The 19,873-nt window shown below is 64.9% G+C and carries 14 protein-coding genes; 9 read left to right on the top strand and 5 right to left on the bottom strand.

Translation table 11 applies throughout. The annotated features are described in order from the left end of the window. Positions 1-25: 25 nt before the first annotated feature. From FFS30_RS00455 to FFS30_RS00445, 3 genes are all read right to left on the bottom strand, one after another. Positions 26-1,852, bottom strand: coding sequence for a M14 family metallopeptidase (locus FFS30_RS00455; protein WP_137911150.1), 1,827 nt, complete (start codon positions 1,850-1,852; stop codon positions 26-28). Further along, a complete protein-coding gene (locus FFS30_RS00450) occupies positions 1,852-2,505 on the bottom strand; it encodes a DUF502 domain-containing protein (RefSeq protein ID WP_137911149.1) in 654 nt (217 codons plus the stop codon). Before FFS30_RS00450 ends, FFS30_RS00455 begins: the two co-directional genes overlap by 1 nt. 149 nt (positions 2,506-2,654) lie before the next feature. Next, positions 2,655-3,125 (bottom strand): DUF4442 domain-containing protein, encoded by a 471-nt coding sequence (locus FFS30_RS00445; RefSeq protein WP_137911148.1) that lies wholly within the window; start codon positions 3,123-3,125, stop codon positions 2,655-2,657. 278 nt (positions 3,126-3,403) lie between these two features. Between FFS30_RS00445 and FFS30_RS00440 the strand changes: the two genes are divergently transcribed. Then, positions 3,404-4,666, top strand: a complete 1,263-nt coding sequence (locus tag FFS30_RS00440; RefSeq protein WP_137911147.1) for an MFS transporter — start codon at positions 3,404-3,406, stop codon at positions 4,664-4,666. Between the two features lie 724 nt (positions 4,667-5,390). On the opposite strand, the gene trxA is transcribed toward FFS30_RS00440, so the two are convergent. Further along, positions 5,391-6,257, bottom strand: a complete 867-nt coding sequence (gene trxA, locus FFS30_RS00435) for a thioredoxin (RefSeq protein WP_137911146.1) — start codon at positions 6,255-6,257, stop codon at positions 5,391-5,393. 192 nt (positions 6,258-6,449) lie between these two features. On the opposite strand from trxA, the gene FFS30_RS00430 reads away from it, so the two are divergent. Together FFS30_RS00430 and FFS30_RS00425 are read left to right on the top strand one after the other, a co-directional pair. After that, the gene (locus FFS30_RS00430; protein ID WP_137911145.1) at positions 6,450-7,013 is read left to right on the top strand and encodes an ECF-type sigma factor; all 564 of its coding nucleotides are present in this window, start codon (positions 6,450-6,452) and stop codon (positions 7,011-7,013) included. 90 nt (positions 7,014-7,103) lie between these two features. After that, entirely contained in the window at positions 7,104-10,622 is a 3,519-nt protein-coding gene (locus tag FFS30_RS00425; RefSeq protein ID WP_137911144.1) for a serine/threonine-protein kinase, read from the top strand. A 7-nt stretch (positions 10,623-10,629) separates the two neighbouring features. On the opposite strand, the gene FFS30_RS00420 is transcribed toward FFS30_RS00425, so the two are convergent. Then, positions 10,630-10,902 carry a hypothetical protein gene (locus FFS30_RS00420; RefSeq protein ID WP_137911143.1) on the bottom strand — a complete coding sequence of 91 codons (273 nt, stop codon included), beginning with the start codon at positions 10,900-10,902 and terminating at the stop codon, positions 10,630-10,632. A gap of 623 nt (positions 10,903-11,525) precedes the next feature. Between FFS30_RS00420 and FFS30_RS00415 the strand changes: the two genes are divergently transcribed. The 6 genes from FFS30_RS00415 (at position 11,526) to FFS30_RS00390 (ending at position 19,847) form a co-directional block, all read left to right on the top strand. Next, the gene (locus tag FFS30_RS00415) at positions 11,526-13,553 is read left to right on the top strand and encodes a hypothetical protein (protein ID WP_137911142.1); all 2,028 of its coding nucleotides are present in this window, start codon (positions 11,526-11,528) and stop codon (positions 13,551-13,553) included. Between the two features lie 27 nt (positions 13,554-13,580). Next, positions 13,581-15,764, top strand: coding sequence for a hypothetical protein (locus FFS30_RS00410; protein ID WP_137911141.1), 2,184 nt, complete (start codon positions 13,581-13,583; stop codon positions 15,762-15,764). 19 nt (positions 15,765-15,783) lie between these two features. Next, positions 15,784-16,827, top strand: a complete 1,044-nt coding sequence (locus tag FFS30_RS00405) for a peptidoglycan-binding domain-containing protein (RefSeq protein WP_212742376.1) — start codon at positions 15,784-15,786, stop codon at positions 16,825-16,827. An 11-nt stretch (positions 16,828-16,838) separates the two neighbouring features. Continuing rightward, positions 16,839-17,768, top strand: a complete 930-nt coding sequence (locus tag FFS30_RS00400; RefSeq protein WP_137911139.1) for a hypothetical protein — start codon at positions 16,839-16,841, stop codon at positions 17,766-17,768. 150 nt (positions 17,769-17,918) lie between these two features. Beyond that, complete coding sequence (locus FFS30_RS00395; RefSeq protein ID WP_137911138.1) at positions 17,919-18,791, top strand: hypothetical protein; 873 nt, start codon at positions 17,919-17,921, stop codon at positions 18,789-18,791. A gap of 90 nt (positions 18,792-18,881) precedes the next feature. Then, positions 18,882-19,847 (top strand): hypothetical protein, encoded by a 966-nt coding sequence (locus FFS30_RS00390; RefSeq protein WP_137911137.1) that lies wholly within the window; start codon positions 18,882-18,884, stop codon positions 19,845-19,847. Positions 19,848-19,873 lie beyond the last annotated feature (26 nt).

Here is a 19,873-nt window from a genome sequence, read left to right as displayed (position 1 = left end):
CGGCGCGATCTCCGCGTTCGCGCGCTCAAGGCGCGTTGCGCGCCGCTTCGAGCGCCGCCGCGTCGAGTCTGACGACCGGGTAGGCGCCGACATTCTGCTTGGCGTACCACGGCGAGCGGCGATAGAAAAAGTCGAGGCGCGCATGCGCATCGGCGGCGAACGCGGGGTCGTTCTTCAAGCGCGTCTCGAATTCGGCCTTGAGCGACGCATCCTTGGCGAGCATGTCGCGCGCAAGTTTTTCGAGCACGCGCGCATCGGCACCTTCCTTCTGCTCGAAGATCGCATTGAAGACGCCCCAGCGCAGCAGCGAATCGGGCGCTTCGGGTTCGAGCAGATTGACCGCGACGTTGGCCGCGCGCTGGTCGAGACGCACCAGCGCCGAGCCGGGCGGGAACGTCAGCGTGGCCTTGTTCGTCGACGCGGTGAATTTCCGCAGCATCAACTGCCCCTCGAACGGCGCCGGCGCCCACTGCGGAGCGTCGAGCTGATAGCGCTCGGCGGCGACGGTCAACGGCTTGGCCGTGAGTTCGATCTGCAGGCCGTGCTGCTTGAGCTTTTCGATAACCTGCGGCCAGCCGGCCGGCACGAGATACGCCGCAGGCAGCGTGACGCTGTGCTTGACCACGAGATCGCGCCAGTTCGGAATTTCGTAGTCCTTGGCGTTGCCGGGGTCGTATTGCGTCCACACGTCGCCCGAGATCTCGCTCGGCGTCTGCGTGAATGCGTAGCCTTTGAGTTTGAACGTTGTCGGCCGTTCGCCGGTGTCGAACAGGATTGGCAGCGATGCGTTGGGCTGCGCGGCGCGCGCGATCGTATTGCGATCGGCAGCTTCGACCACGCGGCGCAGCTCACCGGGATGCGCGCGCAATTCGTCGAGGATCGCCGCGACCAGATCGTAGGTGGCGCGCACGCGTACTTCGTACGACTTGAGCATATGCGTTTCGACCAGCAGCGCGGCGCGGTTCTGCAGGGCGGCATAGCCGGTCGAGTAGCGCTGGCCCGAGCCAAAATTCTCGATGCCCTTGGTGATGTCGCGGTGGTCCTTCAATTCGAGATACGGCGAGACCAGATGCCCGCGTTTTTCCACTTGTGGAAAAATGCGCATTTTCAGCGCCGTGTCCTGCCAGGCCTTGATGCCCGCGTCGAGCGGTCCCCAATCCTCGGTGTACCAGGTCAGGTCGTAGCGGTAGTCGGCGCCGTCGGTGGTGTGCACGTCGACGAGGAAATCCGGCAGCCACGCGTTCCACAATGCGAGCCAGGCCTGCATCTCCGGCGCAGCGGCCTTGATGTAGTCGCGATTGAGATTGAGGTTCTGCGCGGTCGCGCGGAAGCCCATTTCGTCGGGCCCGTTCTGGTTGATGCGCAGATACGGATTGGAATTCTCGTGGCCGTCGACGTTGAAGATCGGCGCGTAGAGCAGGATCGCATGGTCGAGCGCGTGCTGGAGCCGCGCGGCGGCGGGCGACGTCTTCGCCGATGCGGATTTCGCATCGACCAGATCGCGCAGCAGCATCAGTCCCGCGTCCTTGCCTTCGATCTCCCCGGCATGGATGCCGGCCTGGACGAAGACGATCTCCTTGCCCGACCGGCGTGCCGCCTCAGGCGTGAACTCGCCGCCACTCGCGGCGATGACGAGCATCAGGTCGCGGCCTTCCGGCGAGACGCCGAAGCGCGTCAGTTTGAGCTTGTCGGGCGCGGCGGCGGCGAGCTTCTGCAGATAGGCGCGCGTGTCGGCGTAGCTCGGCGTCGTTTTGAAATGTGCGGTTTCCGCGGGCGTGGTCCAGTCATCGGCATGCGCGCTTGCGGCGCAGACAGCGAGCAGGCAGAGAATCGAGGCGAGCCGGCGCAGCATTACGGACGCGGTGGCGCGGGGATGTCGGGCAGCTTGTCCGGTCCCGCAGCGCCGCCCGATAGGATGAAGGCCATCGCCTGGTCGACGCTCCACTCGGTCGCGATGAGTTCGTCGACCGGCACGACCTCGAGATAGCCGCCAGTCGGATTCGGCGTCGTCGGCACGTAGACCGCGGCCATCTCGCGGCCATTGCTGTCGGCGAAGGTGCGTGTGACGAAACCGATCGTCTTCAGCGTCGGCGACGGAAAACCGATCAGCACGACGCGCTGCGTGCTGCCGGGCTTGCTCTGCAGCATCGTCATGAGTTTTTTCGAGCCGCCGTAGATCGTCTGCACGAGCGGAATGCGGCCGATCAGGCGCTCGAACGCTTCGAGCAGGCGCTGGCCGAGCATGCGGCTGACGGCGAAGCCGAGCAGATAGAGCGCAACGATCGTGCCGACGAAGGCGACGATCGAACGGAACCATTCCTGCCCGAGCCACTCCGCCGCGGCCGGGAAGATCGCGCTGATCAGCGCAAACGTGGCCGTGACCGCCGGCGCACCGACATGCGAGAGCACGCTGACGATGAAGGCGAACACCATCCAGGTCAGCCACAGCGGAACGAAGGTGAGCAGGCCGGTAATCAGATACCGTTGCAGGTAGAGGCGGGGCATGGCGACGGATCGGAAAGTGACGGAACGGAATCGAGGACGTGCATCATAGCGATGCGGGGGCGGCCTTGCATGCGCGGGCCGCGTGTGATTCGCCCGAGGTTCAGCGCTTGCGCGGCGGCGGTGCAAGACGAGCGCCGCCGCGGACGCAGCTATTTGTCGCGCTTGCGCCGCACGTAGATCTGCTTGCGCACGCGCGCGATCACTTCGCCACCGGCGGTTTTGACTTCGGTGTCGAACCAACGCAGGTACTTCTCGCCGTTTGCGGTCGCCGCGCGGATTTCGTCGAGCACGGCCTCGTCGAGAACGAAGTCGGCGTAGACCGTTTCGCGCCCCGGCGCGACGAATTCGATCGCGCCGGCCTTGTCCCAGACGATATAGTCGCGGCCGAGCGCCTGCATCGTCATGATCATCCAGAACGGATCGGTCATCGAGAACAGATTGCCGCCGAACTGCGTGCCGACGAAGTTGCGGTTGTACCAGGCGAGCTTCATGCGCACGCGCACGTGGCGCCAGTCTTCGCTCCATTCGAGCACGCGCATGCCGCCGAACAGGAACGGCGGCCAGATATTGAGCCCGCGGCGCAAGGTGCGCGCGGAGAACGATTGCGTGGTGAGATTCATCGTCGGCGGTGTGAGTGATCCGGTTCGACCTTGCCCGCTAACGCGTTTGAATTCAACCGCGCGCGGCGGATGAAAAATATTTTATCCGCCGCGGTCGCCTTGCCACGGCGTCCGACGCGCCGGTATCATGCACGCCGCATCGCGGTTCTCGCGGCTGCCGTAAGCGTTCACGTCAACCAACGCGCCCACCGTCTCCGGATTGCCGGACTCGTTGTGTCTTCGCCGCAAGGCGAAGCCCGAGGCGCCTTCGCTTGACCGGATTGGTTTCAAGGACATCCATGAACGCTCCCGCTTCTGCACAAACTTCCCATGTCGCTTTCGCCGCCTTGCGGCACCCGGGCTTCCGCGCCTATTTCTTCCTCTCGGCCCTGGCGATGATGGCCGACAACATCGAACACGTGATCAGCTACTGGGTGATCCACGAGCACTTCAACTCGCCGGCTCTCGGCGGCTTCGCGGTGATTTCGCACTGGCTGCCGTTCCTGCTGTTCTCGGTCTACTCGGGCGCGCTTGCCGACCGCTTCGATCCGCGGCGCATGATTCAGCTCGGCATGACTCTGTTTATGTGTGTGTCGATCCTATGGGGCGTGCTGTTCATTACCGGCACTCTGCAGGTGTGGCATGCTGCAGCGCTGCTGATCGTGCACGGCATGGCCGGCGTGCTCTGGGGACCGCCGTCGCAGTTGCTGCTGCACGACATCGTCGGGCGCGAGCATCTGCAGAGTGCGGTGCGCCTCAACGCGACCGCGCGCCAGCTCGGCATGCTCATGGGCCCCGGCGTCGGCGGCGCTCTACTGCTGTGGCTCGGGCCGAATGTCGGCATCCTGACCAATGCGCTGCTCTACCTGCCTTTCATCCTTTGGCTCGCGGTCGCGCCGTACGGACCGAAGTTCCGCACCGCCGGCGCCGCCGTCGCGACGCGGGCTGTGCGCAGCCTCGGCGACATCTGGCGCGCACTGCAGGAGATCGCGCAGCATCGCGTGATTCTCGCGATGACGCTGCTCGCGGGCTGCGCTTCGCTGTTCATCGGCAACGCCTACCAGGCGCAGATGCCGGGCTTTGCTCACGACCTCGGCCAGGGTAAAGCGGATTTCTTCTACAGCATGCTGCTCGGCGCCGACGCCGCCGGCGCCCTGACCGCCGGCTTCGTACTCGAAAGCCGCGGCCTGCTGCAGCCGCGTGCGCGCACGGCCTGCGTGCTCGCGATGATCTGGTGCGTTGCACTCGGTAGCTTCGCTTTGACGTCGAGCTATCCGCTCGCACTCGCGCTGCTCTTCGTCGCCGGTTTCGTCGAGCTGTCGTTCAACGCGATGGCGCAGACCCTGGTCCAGCTCGAAGCGCCGGCCGAGATGCGCGGCCGTGCGATCGGCGTGTTCAGCATGTTCGCGATGGGCATGCGCATGTTCAGCGGCATCACCGTCGGGCTGGCTGGTGCGCGCATTGGCATTCACTGGTCGCTCGCGTTGAGTGCGGCGGTGTTGTTCGTGGTAATTGGGTTGTTGATTCAGTTCGGATTGCGGCGGACGGGGAAGCCGGCGTAACACGTCGGCACGTTGCTTTCGTTTTTTCGTTTGTCATTCCCGCGAAAGCGGGAATCGCGCTCTCGCCCTTGCTCGTCATTCCCGCGCGCTCTTGGCGGGAATCCAGCGACTTTGTTTTTGATTGTGTTGGTTTAAGAGCAAAGGCTTCCACTCGTCCTGCGGACGAGCGGGTCACTTTCTTGTCTACAGCGACAAGAAAGTAACCAAAGAAACGCCGCCCCGGGAGCCGCGCCGCCTACGGCGGTCCGCGAGGTCATGCCGGGGTTCGCTCGATGGACATCCCTGTCCATTCGCGAACTCGCGCGCATCCTGCGCGCGACCCTACGGGCGATTCCGTCATGCCCTCGCCGCGGCTGACGGGGGCCCGAGATCACAAGCAAAAGCAAAGGCAGAGGCAGAGCCGAGCATCGAGGGCCTGTGTCTCGCTTTTTCTCTGGCGCGCACGAAGCGCGCTGCTCCGGCTTCCTCGGGTCCCCATTACATTGCGGCGGCAGCGGACGAAAAGGCCCGCAGGGTGCGCGCGATGGATCGCGCGCATTCCGCTATTGCACACGGAGGTGCAATTAGCGGAACCCGTCCGCTGACGCGGACCCTATGGGCAGGATGCCCATAGGGCGCAATGTTCTGGGGCGTGTCTCTTTGCTTACTTTCTCTGCACGAGCAGAGAAAGTAAGCCGCTCGCCCGCAGGGCGAGTGGAAGCTCTTGCCCCTAAAAAAAGAGAGATCAGAACAACAACGAAGACATCTTGCGCCGATAGGCGCCCACCAACTCCTCGTCATCGAGCACGTTGAACGCGGCGATCAGGCGCTTCTTTGCCTGGCCCTCGTTCCACTCGCGCGCCGAACGCAGCAGGGCGAGGAATTCGTCGAGACCTTGCGCGGGCTCGTCGCCGAGCAACAGGTGCACGCCGAGCAGGTCGCGTGCGGCGTGGTCGCTGGGATCCTGGACGAGTCGGGCGCGCAGTGCGGTGGCATCGGGTGCGTCCTTCAGCGTCCGCGCGAAATCGAGTTGCGCGGAGACGCGCTTCGCTTTGGCGTCGCTCGCCAGGTTCGGCGGCAGGGCGTCGAGCTGTGCCTGGGCCGCATCGGCTTCGCCCGCGCGCGCGAGCGCCAGGGCGAGGTCGAGTTGGAGTTCGGGCTTGTCCGGGTTCGCGGCGATCTCTTCGTTCACGCGCGCGACGGCCTGCTGCGGCGTTTCGTTCGCGAGCGCGGCATCGGGCACCGGTGCCGGTTCTTCGACCGGAGCCGGTTTGCCGAGATGTTTCTCGACGAAAGCGCGCACGCCGGACTCGGGCAGTGCGCCCATGAAGCCGTCGACCATCTGCCCGTCCTTGACCAGCACGACGGTCGGCAGGCTGCGGATGCCGAATGCACCGGCAAGCTGCATTTCCTTGTCCGTGTCGACCTTGCCGAGTTTGAGCTTGCCGCCGTAGCTGTCGACGACTTTTTCCAGGATCGGCCCGAGCGACTTGCACGGACCGCACCAGTCGGCCCAGAAATCGACGAGGACGGGAGTGGTCAGCGAAGTCTGGACGACGTCGGTTTCAAAGGTTTGTTCGGTGACGTCGAAGACGTTGGCGGTGTCGGTCATGGGTGGCAAGTCGGTTCGTTGGAAACGGTAAAATATGATGCAGTCCGCGTTTTACAAGCACAGCGTTTTCGCCGGTCCAGCGGCCCCGGCGGAAGGCCTGCGAAGGCGCATCCGCGGCCGCGGATCGATGCTAAGCTGCGCGCAGGGGAAGATCCGTAGCTGCTGCACGCAACGCAGGCGATTCTGCGGCCGATGGGGTCCGTGATCATGATCCATGCGACTCGACCGTCTCCCGAACCCGCGCAAGAGACCTTGTTCGCGCTGGTCTACCAGGAACTGCGGCGCATCGCACGCGGCCAGCGCCGCGTCGCCTGCGACCCGGCGACGCTCGATACCACCGGACTCGTGCACGAAGTCTATCTCAAGTTGCATGCCGCGCCGGAGATCGGATCGATCGACCGCGTGCATTTCCTCTCGCTGGCGACGCGCGCGATGCGGCAGATTCTCGTCGATCACGCGCGCAGCCGCGGGCGTGCGAAGCGCGGCGGCGAGTACCGCGCGGTGACCTTGCACGAAGACGCGGGCCTGACCGGCGACACGGTCGATCTGGTCGCGCTCGACGATGTACTCGAGCGTCTTGCGCAGATTGATCCGCGCGCCGGGAAACTGGTCGAGTGGCGCGTGTTCGGCGGCCTCGAGATCGCCGAGATCGCGCAGTTGCAGGGGCTGACCGAGCGCACGGTATTTCGCGACTGGCGCCGTGCGCGCGCGTTCCTGATCCGCGAACTCAATCTGGCCGACAAGGCGGACGCGTAGCCGTCGGCGTTCGCGGCGGCCGGGCCGATCACCGGCGCAAAGGGGCAGGGCGGTGTGCCGCGCTATCGCGGCTGGACGGAAAGGTGGCGTGTGGTCACGGATTCGGAAACGCAACGCTGGCAGCGCATCTTCGCGGTGTTCGAGGAAGTCGTCGACGCGCCCACGGCGCAGCGCGGCGACATGCTCGCGCGCCTCTGCGCGGGCGACGAAGAGCTGCGTAGCGAAGTCCTTGCGCTGATCGCAGCCGACGACACCGCGCCGCGCTTCGAAGTCGGACTCGACGAGGCGCGCCGTGCCGCCGCGAGGGATTCCACGGGCAACCACGGCGTTGCCAGCGTGCGCACGGGCGACCGTATCGGCCCGTGGCGTCTGCTGCGCGAAATCGGCGCCGGCGGCATGGGCGTGGTCTGGTTGGCCGAGCGCGCCGACGAGCAGTTCGAGCAGCGCGTCGCGCTCAAGCTGATCCGCAGTGGACTTGATTCGGAGGCCGTACACCGGCGCTTCCTGCGCGAACGCCAGATCCTCGCGCGCCTGCACCATCCGCATATCGCCCATCTGATCGACGGCGGCATCACCGCCAACGGCGGCCCGTACTTCGCGATGGAGTACGTCGAGGGGCTGCCATTGCTCGACTACTGCCGCGGTCATGAAGTCGGCCTCGAGGGCCGCATCCGCATCTTCCTCGACATCTGCGCCGCGGTGCAATTCGCCCACGAGCATCACGTCGTGCACCGCGACCTCAAGCCGTCGAACGTGCTGGTGACGCGCAGCGCCGGGGTCAAGCTGCTCGATTTCGGCATCGCCAAACTGCTTGGCGACGTCGCCGACGCCGACACGATCACGCATCTGCAGCGCGAGCAGCCGATGACGCCCGCTTACGCGGCGCCGGAGCAATTGCGCGGCGGCGAGATCACGCCGGCGACCGACGTCTACGCGCTCGGCTGCATGCTCTACGAACTGCTGACCGGCCGGCACACGCACGATTTTCGCGGCGCGGTCGGCCAGCGCGACGTGCTCGGCGTGATCGAAAGCGAAGACCCGCGCGCGCCGAGCCGCGCGGATGCTGCGTCGACGCCGGTGCCAAAGCGGCAACTGCGCGGCAATCTCGACATGATCGTGCTGACCGCGCTGCGCCGCGAACCTGCGCGTCGCTATGCGAGCGTCGCCGCGTTCGCCGCCGATCTGCAGAATCACCTCGCCGGCAAGGCGATCACGGCGCGGCGCGAACAGCTCTCGCATCGCCTTGCCGTTTTCATGCGCAGGCACCGCGCCGGCACCGCCGCGGCGCTCGCGGTCGCCTTGACCGTGGCCGTGGTCGCCGCGGCGAGCTGGCTGACGCGCACGTTGGCGCCCGCCGCGCCGGCGAACGCCACACTGGCGATCGTCGACTTCCGCAACTCCACGGCGAACAAGGACGCGGACTGGCTCGCGCCGGCGCTCGCGGAAATGCTCGCCACCGAACTCGCGCATGGCGCGCGCATGCACGCTCTGCCCGACGAACTGGTCCGCTCGGCGCGCAGCGACCTCGCCCCGCCGATGGCCGGCGGCTACTCGACGCAAAGTCTGGCGACGCTGCATCGAAGGCTCGGCGCCGATTACGTGCTCAGCGGTAGCTATTTGGTTTCGGGTCCACCGGGCGAGGGCAGGCTGCGCTTCGATCTCGCCTTGCAGGACGCACGCAGCGGCGCTGCGCTGGCGAACGTCGCGCAGACCGGCGCGCTGTCCGATCTGGCCGAGTTGGTCGAGAAGGCCGGCGCCAGCTTGCGTGAGCAGGTCGGCTATCTTGGCCTGACGCCGAAAGAAGCGCATGCGAATGGCGAGGCGCGGCCGCAGAACATCGAGGTCACCCGCGCGATGAGCATCGCGCTCGAAGCGCTGCACAAATACGACGCCGCCAAAGCCAGGGACGAGCTGCTCGGCGTCGTCGCGATGGCGCCCGGATATGCGCAGGCGAATCTGTATCTCGCTCAGGCATGGAAGCAGCTCGGCTACGACGCGAAGGCGCAAGCGGCCGCCCGGCAGGCCGAGGCGAACAGCGCCGATCTGCCACCGGACCTGCGACTGCACATCGAGCGCGAGGTCGCCGTGCAGCAGGCCGACTGGGCGCGTGCGATCGAGCTCGACCGGAAGTCGCTCGCCGTCGACGAGAACAATCCGGAGCTGCATCTCGCCCTGATCGACGATCTGACCCAGGCCGGCAAATGGAAGGAATTCGATGCGGCATTGGCCGATTTGCGCAAACTGCCCGGTAGTGGAGACGATCCGCGCGTCGACATCCGCGCGGCCACCGCGGCGCAGCGACGCAACGACCTGAAGAGCCTGATCGCGTTCGCCGAGACGGCCCTGCGCAAAGCCAAGGCACGCGACGACGTGGCCCTCGCCGCGCTCGCCAAGCACTTGCTCGCCCAGGGCCTGCGCGGCACCGGCAAGCTCGATGAAGCGCAGCGGCTGTTCAGCGAAGCCGCCGCGGACAATCAACAGGTCGGCAACCCGCATCGCGAGGCCAATGCCTATGTCGAACTGGCGCGCATCAGCACGCAGCAGAACGATCCGAAATCAGCGCGCAACTACTACGAGCGCGCGCGCGAGATTTATCAGCGCAGTGGCGATCAGCACGGACTCGGCATCCTGTATTTCAACCTGCTGCGCGTGCTGGTGGATCTCGGCGACCGTGACGCGGCCGAGGAGGCAGGGCGGCGCTCGCTGGAAATCCGCCGCGAGACCGGCGACGCGGTCGGTGAGGCGCGAGTGCTCAACGCGCTGGCTTTCCTGCGCATGGACGAGGCGGTCAGCGACGACGTGATGGACGACCTGCGCCGTGCGCTCGAACTCGGCGAGCAGGCGGGGGCGAAACTTCCGCACGTGGACATGCTGGTCAATTACGCGGAGGCGCTGCGTCTGCGCGGCGATCTGGCCGGTGCCGAAAAAAGCTGCGCGCAGGCGCAGGCGGAGGCGCAGCAGCTCGGCAATCCGATGGCGCGCATCACTGCGCTGCGCGAATGCGCCCTGATCCAGATGGATCTCGGCAACGTCGAACAGGCGGTCGCTGTCTTTAGCGACGCGCAGAAGGGCGCGCACGAGGTCAAGGACAGCCGCACGCAAAGAGAGATCGATTTGAGCCTGGCGAAGATCGACTTGGCCGATGGCCGATACGCACAAGCCTGCGAGCGGCTGGCACCGGCGATCGAAGAGTTCGCCCGCGGCGAGTCGATCGGCAATGAAGCCCAGGCCCAGGTTTATATGGCGCAGTGTCTGGATGCGCTGGGCCGCAGCGAAGAACGCGACCGCGCGGTCGAGCGCGCGTTGCAGTTGCGCAGCCGGATCACATCACGCCGCGACGTGTTCGATGTCGATGTCGGTTTGGCGCAGGCCGCCGTCGCATCGGGAAAGCGCGCGCAGGGAGTCGCGCGCTTGAAAGAATTGGCGCGGGACGCCGCGGCACGCCATTGGCTGGCCAGTTCGCTCGAAGCGCAACTGGCTCTCGTACAGGCGCTGCAACGCGGCTCCGATCCGGCCGCAGCGGCCGCGCGTGGCAGTCTCGTGGAGACGGCGCGTCAACACGGCTTCCGCTGGGTGTTGGCGCGCGTGCAGTCCGCGAAGAAAATCTGAGGGACGCTCAGATCTTTTCGTGGCGAGCGAGGAGTTCCGTGCTCGCTTCGAGCAGGCGCAGCCCTACCTCTTCGAGGCGCGATCTGATCCTGAGCGGCAGGCATCGGTCCTGCGACGAGCTCAGAAAGGTATTGCCCGAAATCAACAGCGCCGTCGCGCGCACGACCGGGTCCTTGTCGGTCAGTGCATTCGAATGCAATTCCATCGCGGCCTTGCCGCCGCAGGGAATGGAAATGCTCTGTGTGTCTTCGCCCCCGCCTACTGTTCCGCCACTGCTCATGATCCGATCCTCAAAAAAAGATGAGAAGAGTCCCGATGCGCAACACATCGGGGTCGATGCGTCCGAATCCGAAAGCCGGTTCGGTACGACTTGCGGTTACGTCAATTGCGGTGAATCGCTGACATAGTAGTGCAAGAAATACAGATCGGCCTGGGCGCCCACGTTGCGCCGCGGCGGTGTCTGGATTCGTACACGCGCCGCCGGCATTGCGATTCCGCGGCTCGGCCTTCGGCGGCGAGCATGTGCCGATCATCCGGCCACTGGATGTGGCCGTGCGCGGCTCGGTGTTTTTCTCCTCTGATGGGTTAAATGCTTTCGGCTCGGCGAAACGATGCCGCGAATTCTTCGTGCCGTTGTCGCCCTGACGAAGGCATCGAAGCGCGATCGACGCACACCGAAAAAATTTTTGTCAGTGATGCAAGCGCATTCGCGTAACCGTGCATGTCCTGCTTCTGCGTCGAGCGGGCAGGGCGGGAAAGAGCGGTACATGGTTTGCCGAATGCGAACAATCGAAATGCCGAATGCGTGCGCCTGGCGTGCCGTTCGGCGCGACTCGCGGCGAACGATGCGGTCGCTCTTTCGTTTCCCCCTTTGAATTCGTCAGCCGCCAGGAGGCGGCGCCCATGATCGACAACGGCATCCATCCCCTCGGCCCGCTGTTCGGGCCCGACTTCATCACCATCGAGATCGACGACCAGACTGGCGCCAAGTATGCGCTGGAGGTGTTTCCCGACGCCGCGAATCCGCAACTGAAGAGCAGCGGATTGCCGACTCAGTTTTACTACATGCCCAAGCAGATTTATCTGGCCAAGCGCGCGGATTCGCCGACCGACTTCGATTTCAGCGTCACCTTGTTCAAGGGGCTGATGACGGAAGAGGACTCGCTGATGCCCGGCGGCGCGCCGAGCACGAACGGCGAAGTCGATGCCGGCGGCGCGTTCATCTCGTTCTCGACGACGATGGCGGTGCCGGAGAGCGTCATCGCGGCCGCGCTGGAAAAACTCAAATCCGGCGACCACGACCAGCCGCCCGCGCGCATCGTCGCATTTTTCTCGCGCGACGCAAGCGCACCTGCGCCGCTGCTCGGCATCGTGCCGATCGTCGACAACAACGTGACGATCGAGATTCCGCAACTGCCCGGCACGGGCGACGGCAAGTCGCCGTGGTTTATCGGCGCGCAGGGCACGGGCAAGGGCAGCATCGAAGCCTCGGGCATCAGCAGCTTCCTCGTCACCTGCAATCAGATGGCCGCGGGCGCGGTCGTCGGCGCGCTCAAGGACGGCCGCTGTCCGTTTACCGTGCACTACAACATGAAGCTGCTGTTCTACATCAATGCCTGCGACATCCAGATGCACGTGGACGTGGACAAGGTGTTCACCCAGTTCTCCGGTGCGGCCGCGGCGAATTACATGGGTTTCTTCCAAGCCGACCTAAGTGCGAACTATCAGTCTTGCGTGACCAGCGGCGGCATTTCCACGGTCATCCGGCAGAACGGCACGGATGTCGACGCCGACATGAAGAAGCTGATCGAGACTCAGGTATCCGACATGCAGAACAAGGCCTGGGACCTGGTCAAGAACGAAATCTTCAACTGGCAGCCGAAACCGGACGATCCGGCCAAGGCGAGTACCGGCGCCTGCGGCGGCGCGGCGGTGTCGCTCAAGTTCAATTATCAGAAGCACGGCGTTGTCTTCGACGATCACTTCGAGATCGATCAGACAATTTCCAAGGACGACACGGTGTCGGGCACGCTCACGTCGATCGAACCGGCGATCAAGGCCAACCTCGACAAGTATCTTTCGATCGTCGACATCGGCGAATTTTTCAAGAAGATCCAGGTCGTCGCTTCGCCGAACATCGACTTCGGCGACAGCGTCACGTCGGACCCGATCAGCGCCGCGCTCGTGCAGGTCAGCTTCGTCGATTTCGACAATCCGGTCGGGCCCGACGGCAAGGTCAAGCTCGTGCCCAAGGCCGAAGGTTTCCACTACACGCCCGGGAAGATCGATAGCACCGCGCCGGTCACGCTCGGCCGCTGGAGCCGCGACAACCCGAACGACCTGATCAACTTTTCCAATCTGCGCCTCGACAAGCCGAGCCCCGCAGATTGGGACAAAGATCAGGTCAAGATCACCAAGACCCTTGTCTACAAGCCCGACGATCCGCGCGTGGATCTCTCGAACAACTCCACGCAGATGCAGATCGAGACGACGACGAGCATGCACAACCCGGTGATCGGCCCGGAAGAAGTCGGTTACGTCTACATCAAGTTCTTCCTCGACCGGCCGATCAAGTCGTCCAACGTCACGGTGACCTTGACGATCCAGATGGGCAGCCGCAGCGATGTGATCGTGATGTCCAACGACGATCCCAAGGCCAATCCGGTCGGCATCTGGCAGGTCTGGTCGGACAAGTATTTCAACGAGACCGTGGCCAAGGTGAAGATCGATGTCGAAGTCGCGCCGCCGCCGTCGGACTTTGCCGGCACTGCGGTGACCTGGAGTGGCGTGCAGGCGATTCCGCTCAATCTCGGCCGGATCAAGCGCATCGTGCCGTGCAAGATCATCGTGCCCGAGCTGACCGACCCGGACAAGAATGCGCTGGTCAGCCAGTACATCCTGAAGACGCTGCAGGAAACCGCGGCGAAGTGAGCCCACGGCCTTGACGGATGTGATGCGATGAATCAGTTCCTGACTGGCAATACGGTGCGGCTCGCCGGCGCCGTGACGATCCCGCCGGCGCGGGTGGCGGCGGCGCCCGCCGCGCCCGCGCTCGGCGCGGCGGCACGAGTCGATCTGTCGAAGCTCGTGTTGAACCGCGACGTTCTCGTTGCGACCCAGGTAACGGTGGCGCCGCCGCAGCCGCCGAGTCTGCCCATGCTGAGTACGCGCACGGGCAGCCTGTTCGCCGACCGCAATGACGCGAATCTGCATTGGTACCTGGCCGATTACGCGCTGGCCGATGACGTCGATGCGGGCTTCGCCTTCGCAGCAAAGCAATCGGGGCAGGACGCCCAAGGCAATCCGTTCTACACCGCGCAGATCAGTCTGACCTTGCGCAAGTCGCGGCCAGGCGATGCGAACGATTTCGCCAAGGCCAATCCGAGCGCACACCTCGAGGAAATTCCGCTCGCGGACTTGAGCGCGACGCTCGTGAGCGCCTACACCGACGACAGCGGTCAGGCGAAGCAACGCAACGTGACCGGCACGGTCAAGGACAACGGCGACGGCAGCCTGACCCTGAGCTTCGCGCCGATCCTCGGCTCTTCGGTGCTCGGGCTGTATCAAGACCTGACCGTGTTCGGCAAAGCGCAGATCCAGCTCGCCGCGTCCTATGCGGCGTGGAGCAGGGTCGGCGCTCCGGTTTTCCTGCCGCGTTTCCTGCCGGTCAGGACCGGTCCGGCGTCCCCGGAGCCGTTGGCTGCGGTCGCCGCGCCCGCGCCGTTGCGTTCGTTTGTTCCGGTCGCGGTGCAGAACTTCCGCTTCGGCGGCGTGGCGCCGCCGGTTTCGTTCGTGCAGACGCGGCAGACCTGGCAGGCGCAGATCGCGCTCGGCCTGAAATATCGCCAGGACGGCTATCAACTGAAATTCACTGTATCGACCGACGCGATTCCGAACCGCGTGATCCGCGACGCCGACGATCTGCGCGAGTTCGATAGCGGCGGTTCGGAGTATCGCGAACTCAAGGCGCTCGGCGACATCAGTCAGCGCTATCCGAGTTTGCGCCGCGCCTACGTCGGCAGCTTTAGCCACACGATCGTCGTCGTGCCCGCGCGCTACTCGATCGTGCGCGGCCGCTCGGGCTGCGCGGCGCAGTGCCTGGCCCTGGTCGACAGCGCCGCGTCGAACGGCAGCAAGTGCAAGTTCGAGTTCGACTTCACCGTGGCGCCCGAGGTCAGCCGCATCGAGTTCCTGCAGTTCGCCCAGGAGATTTCGCAGAACGCCGACTTGAAGGACTTCAAGCTCAAGCTGCCGGAATTTCTCCAGGATACGCCGGCGTCGACGCTGCAGACCGCGTTCCAAAGTACTTCGCAGTTCACCGCGGCGGCCGAGGCCAATTCGTTCGCGGTCAGCGTGTCGGTGGCCGATGCGAGCGCGCAGACGCCCGCGGTCGCCAACGCCAATCTGCTGATCGCGCAACTGTGCTCGACCAACGGCACCACCCTGGTCGGTTCGCTGAGCCTGAAACTCGACGATGCCTACACCGAACCGGTGCTCGCGCCGCTGGTGCTGAACTTCAAGTACACCGCGGGCGCCGACGAGCTGGTGCCGAGCATCGACGAGGCCGCGGCGCAGATCAAGCTGACCAACGAAATGCCGCTCGGCCTGCAGTTGTCGCGCTACGCGCTTGTTTCGCCGTCGGCGATTGCCGTCGTGCCCGGCGCGATCGCGTTGGCCGCCGGAGCGACGGCGACGATCCCGCTGCCGGCCGACCACGCGAATCTCGCGATCGCCGCGGACGGCCAATTGATTCTGCCGACGCCGATGGCCAAGGCGGACGTCGCGCGCTTTCTCGACTTTCAGACCGCCGACGTGCAGGAGACGCAATACGTCGTTGCGATCGATGCGAGCGGAGTGAATTTCGCCAATGTCCTGTCGGTTTCCGCGAGCATGACGTTCGCATCGTTGCCGGGCGTCGCGCCGCAGACGTTGGCGCTGAGCAAGAACCTGCTCTCCGACAGCCGGCATATCGTCATCCCGCTCGAGAACGCGGTCTTCACCTTGCCGGGCACCGTGCAATTGACCATCGCTTTCGTCGATGCGGCGCGTGCGCTGCTGCAATTCAGCGTGCAGCACGACTTTACCGAAGCGCCTGTGCTGCTCCTCCTGCAAAGCGACATCGACAAAAACACTCCGCAATGACGCAACGGCAGACCCGACCATGAGCCCCATCTATCAGCAAGCCGGCCTGAGCCTGGCGCGCAACGCGAGCAACGATCCGCACATGGTGAGCGCGCTGCAGGAAGATCTGCGCGCACTCGGCTATCTGCGCGGCATGATCGACGGCAGCTTCGGCGCGGGTACGGAAAGCGCCGTGCGCGCGCTGCAGTTCGACCTGCTCAACAATCACGGCACCTCGCGCGAAGCCGACGGCGAGGCGCCGGTCGCCATGACCGATTTCAATCAGGCCGGCGGCGTGCCCCAGGTGACGGCGGTGAACGGCGTGGTCGACCAGGCCCTGGCCGGCTGCATCGCCGCATTGCTTGCCGATACGCGAGTGGCGAAGCTGCCGAATGCGGCCGATCCGGCCGGCGAGAACGCCAAGGTCGCCGCGGCGATCGCGCAGCTCTACAACGGTATTGCGCCGAGTCCGTTCATGCTCGCTATTTTCCGCCAGGAAAGCGGCGTGCGGCATTTCTGCGTGCCGGCCGGCGGCAACGCCGACGACTACATCGTCGTCGGCCTCGATCACGCCGAGGCGGCGAATGCCGACGCGATCACGTCGCGCGGCTACGGCGTCGGCCAATACACCTTGTTCCATCATCCGCCGAGCGCTGCGGAAGTGAACGACCTGATGCGCGATCCGGCGCAGAACGTCAGGCACGCTTATGCCGAGCTGCGCGACAAGTTCGATCATTTCGTCGCCGGCACGGCAGACCGTGCCGAGGACCGCAGCGCCGAGCATCCGCTGTTGCCGCTGCGCCTGTGCAAGTACGCGCCGCGCGACGCGCGCTACCTAGCCGACTGCCGCAACTGCGCGCTCGCTGCGCGCAAGGTGAATATCGTTCCCGGCATGCCGTGCTGCGAAGGATCGGCGTCGAGTTACCACGTCGATCAGTACTACGCCACGGCGACCTATCACGGTGTGCCCGACCGCGCCGACTTTGCCTGCGACTGGCCCTACGCCGTGCGCCGCTACAACGGCGCCGGGCAGGACTCGTACCACTACCAGACGCGCGTGCTGCTCAACCTGCTCAAAGACTGAGGGATCGAGACATGTCCATCGGAACCGCTTTCAACGTTGCTCTCGGGTTGGTGTTGACCTATCTGCTGCTCGGCATGCTCGCCTCGTCGTTCCAGGAACTCGTCGTCGGTGCGATCAAGCTGCGCGGCAAGCGCCTGCTCGGCACGCTCGACCGCCTGCTTTGCGACAACCTCGGCTCGGGCGATGCGCCGTCGCTCGCCGCGCGCGTCAAGGCGCATGCTTTGGTGAAGCCGCTCGGTGCGGCCGAGCTGCCTTCCTATCTGCCGGCGAAGAGTTTTGCGCTGGCGCTGATGAATGTGCTCGCACAAGGCAGTCAGGCGCCGGCGTTCAGCCAGATCGAAAACGGCGTAGCCCAGCTTCCCGCCAGCTCGGCCAAGGACAGCTTGACCATGTTCGTGCAGCGCGCCGCGGGCGATCTCGACGCGCTGCAGACGCATCTGCAGACCTGGTTCGACGACGCGATGGATCGCGCGAGCGGAGAGTACAAGCGCTTCAGTCAGTACTTCTTGCTCACGTTCGGACTCGTCGCGGCGGTGGCATTCAACGTCGACTCGATCCGCATCGCAACGACGCTATGGAACGATCCGGCCACGGTGCGCGCGGCGATCGTGCAGACCGCGGCGGCGACTGCTGCTAAACCTGCGCCGGGAGCCGATGGCACGCCGCCCGCCGATGCCACAGCCGTCTTGCAACAACTGCAGGCTCTGCCGATTCCGATCGGCTGGACCGACGACGCCAAGCACGCGGGCGCCACTTCCGATCCGTTCGCGATCTTCGCCCACGCCGTATTCGGCGACGGCGCGAGCGGTGTGTGGCGCGTGCTCGGATGGGTTCTGACCGCGTTCGGCGTCTCGCTCGGCGCGCCGTTCTGGTTCAACGCGCTGCAGCAGATGATGGGTCTGCGTGCGAGCGGACCGAAGCCGGCGCGCAGCGACGCATGACGCAGCGGCACAACGCCTTCGCAGCAAATCAATCCATGACTCGAAAGCCAAGCCCACGAATGCCCCGGCGAAGCCATCGCTGAAAAACCACCGAAGGAAACCGCGCGAATCCCGCCGGCCTCCACCCTCTCACCCGAACAGGAGAACGACATGAGCGACACGACCGCCACCGACTACGACACCGACATGCAGACCATCGACCAATACGTGGCTGCCGTGGTCGAAGCCAAATCGAAAATGGTGACCGCCTACACCGCGGCCATCGACAACGTCCAGGCCGCGTTCCAGACCGCGTCGGCGCAGGAGGCCAGTCCCGACATCGTCGGCGTGTTCCTCAAGACCGGATTGAAGACGCTGGAAAAAACCGCGGTCACCGCGGTCAAGGATTCGACCGGAGCCGATCTCGGTCCGCTCGTCGATCTCGTGCATGCGCTGTCCGACGAAGTCGATCGCGCTGCCAAGGCCGCTGTCAGCAAAGCGGCGTCGGAATGGGTCTCCGCGCTGCGCGCGACGATCGTCAACAACTACACGCAGGGGCAGACCGGCGAAGCGCTGCGCAACCAGATTCGCAACGAATACAACGGCAACGACGAAGGCGGTCGCGGCGGCTACATCGGCGGCATCGAGAACGAACTCGCCGCGTTGCGCACCGTGGTGCCGCCGACCGTGCAGACCATTGCGGCGAGCATGCTGCTGTCGTGGATCAATCAGAACTTCAACAACGACTGCATGGACGGCACCGGCTTTATCCAGTTGCAGTACGACTCCGACGGAAATGCCGTTTCCGCGAGCGTGGTCGCGCCGCTCGGCGACCGCGTCGCGAGTGCGCTCAACAACATTCTGAGCGACGCGGGCGTTGCGCGCCTGATGGACCTCGACGTGGTGAAAAAAGTCTGCCGCGACACGGTCTGCATGGGCTTCGAGGGCAACAACACCGTTCGCGCCGATACCGACGATCAAGGTGCGCACGACTTTCTGACGTCCGCCGATACCTGGAACAAGTCCACGCGCTTTTCTTCCTGAGGAAAGCGCAGACGGTTCGGGTATCGCCGGCAACGTGCAGCGACCGCGGCGATCGGAAGGCAATGACGTTTCGACAAAGGAGAAACTGACATGGCAAGACTCGTATTCAAGGACCACTCGCTGCTCTGGCATAACGGCAGCGACTACCCGAAGATTCCGCTTACCGTGGTGAGCTGGGATTCCGATCCCGACACGGCCGTCGCGTATGTGTACTTCGGTCACGTCAACGTCGATTTCGACGGCTCGCCGACGGCATATGCGCCGCCGGGTAGCGGCCTCACCGGCGACGACGATCTCGGCAATGCATTCGACAGCACGCACTGGTTCGGTGTCGTCGCGCTGAGCGCGACCGATGCCGCTGTGCAGAGCGGCGACGCACAGATCGACCAGCGCGACGAGGTCAAGGTTGGCGGCAAGTTTCCGGTGATCCAGCAGGCGAAGAACGACGATCCGAATCCCGGCTACTACGTCTCGAGCACGCCGCAGCCGACCGGAGCGGAATATCGCCAGGACAGCTACGTCGACGCTTCGCGCGTCGCCTACGGCGCGCTGTCGGACAAGTTCCAGGCGCTCGGCGTCGCTCTCGGCGACTACGGTCTCGCATTGCGCCACGATCAGAACCTGCAAAGCGGCTTCTACTTCGTCGACACCGGCTATGGCTACAAGCTCGGCGAGTGCTCGCACAAGGTCGGCAAGGATCTCGGTGGCAGCGGACGCGGCAACAGTTTCAACAATAACTTCCCGGTGAGCTTCATCGTGTTCCCGCAGTCGGGCACGCAGGACCCGAGAGGGATCGTGTCCGCATCCGACGACGCCATCGCCGATGCACTGAAACCGCTTTTGACCAAGTTGTCCGCAGCGGAGAACGCGAACGAACTGCCGATGCTGATGGGCTACAACGAGATCGCGCCGCAGGGGCAGCCGTCGGGTACGGCGAAGCTCGCTGCGTACAAACAGAATCCCGCCGGCGCCACGCGTCCTTCCAATTACGACAACCTCGCCGAAGCATTGAAGAGCTGGGGCTACAGCGAAACTGACCTGTCGCTCGATCTATGACGGCGCGGTGCTTGCGAATCCGTTGT

Origin of the sequence: Rudaea sp. 3F27F6, assembly GCF_005503555.1 — a bacterium.
Lineage (GTDB): Bacteria > Pseudomonadota > Gammaproteobacteria > Xanthomonadales > Rhodanobacteraceae > Rudaea.
Note: the sequence above shows the minus strand (reverse complement) of the source record. Positions and strands in the feature narration are given on the sequence as shown.

What these genes read in the sequence shown, in the direction of transcription:
- FFS30_RS00455 (WP_137911150.1), bottom strand. Translation starts at nt 1,852, where the DNA reads ATGCTGCGCCGGCTCGCCTCGATTCTCTGCCTGCTCGCTGTCTGCGCC.
- FFS30_RS00450 (WP_137911149.1), bottom strand. Translation starts at nt 2,505, where the DNA reads ATGCCCCGCCTCTACCTGCAACGGTATCTGATTACCGGCCTGCTCACC.
- FFS30_RS00445 (WP_137911148.1), bottom strand. Translation starts at nt 3,125, where the DNA reads ATGAATCTCACCACGCAATCGTTCTCCGCGCGCACCTTGCGCCGCGGG.
- FFS30_RS00440 (WP_137911147.1), top strand. Translation starts at nt 3,404, where the DNA reads ATGAACGCTCCCGCTTCTGCACAAACTTCCCATGTCGCTTTCGCCGCC.
- trxA (WP_137911146.1), bottom strand. Translation starts at nt 6,257, where the DNA reads ATGACCGACACCGCCAACGTCTTCGACGTCACCGAACAAACCTTTGAA.
- FFS30_RS00430 (WP_137911145.1), top strand. Translation starts at nt 6,450, where the DNA reads ATGGGGTCCGTGATCATGATCCATGCGACTCGACCGTCTCCCGAACCC.
- FFS30_RS00420 (WP_137911143.1), bottom strand. Translation starts at nt 10,902, where the DNA reads ATGAGCAGTGGCGGAACAGTAGGCGGGGGCGAAGACACACAGAGCATT.
- FFS30_RS00415 (WP_137911142.1), top strand. Translation starts at nt 11,526, where the DNA reads ATGATCGACAACGGCATCCATCCCCTCGGCCCGCTGTTCGGGCCCGAC.
- FFS30_RS00410 (WP_137911141.1), top strand. Translation starts at nt 13,581, where the DNA reads ATGAATCAGTTCCTGACTGGCAATACGGTGCGGCTCGCCGGCGCCGTG.
- FFS30_RS00405 (WP_212742376.1), top strand. Translation starts at nt 15,784, where the DNA reads ATGAGCCCCATCTATCAGCAAGCCGGCCTGAGCCTGGCGCGCAACGCG.
- FFS30_RS00400 (WP_137911139.1), top strand. Translation starts at nt 16,839, where the DNA reads ATGTCCATCGGAACCGCTTTCAACGTTGCTCTCGGGTTGGTGTTGACC.
- FFS30_RS00395 (WP_137911138.1), top strand. Translation starts at nt 17,919, where the DNA reads ATGAGCGACACGACCGCCACCGACTACGACACCGACATGCAGACCATC.
- FFS30_RS00390 (WP_137911137.1), top strand. Translation starts at nt 18,882, where the DNA reads ATGGCAAGACTCGTATTCAAGGACCACTCGCTGCTCTGGCATAACGGC.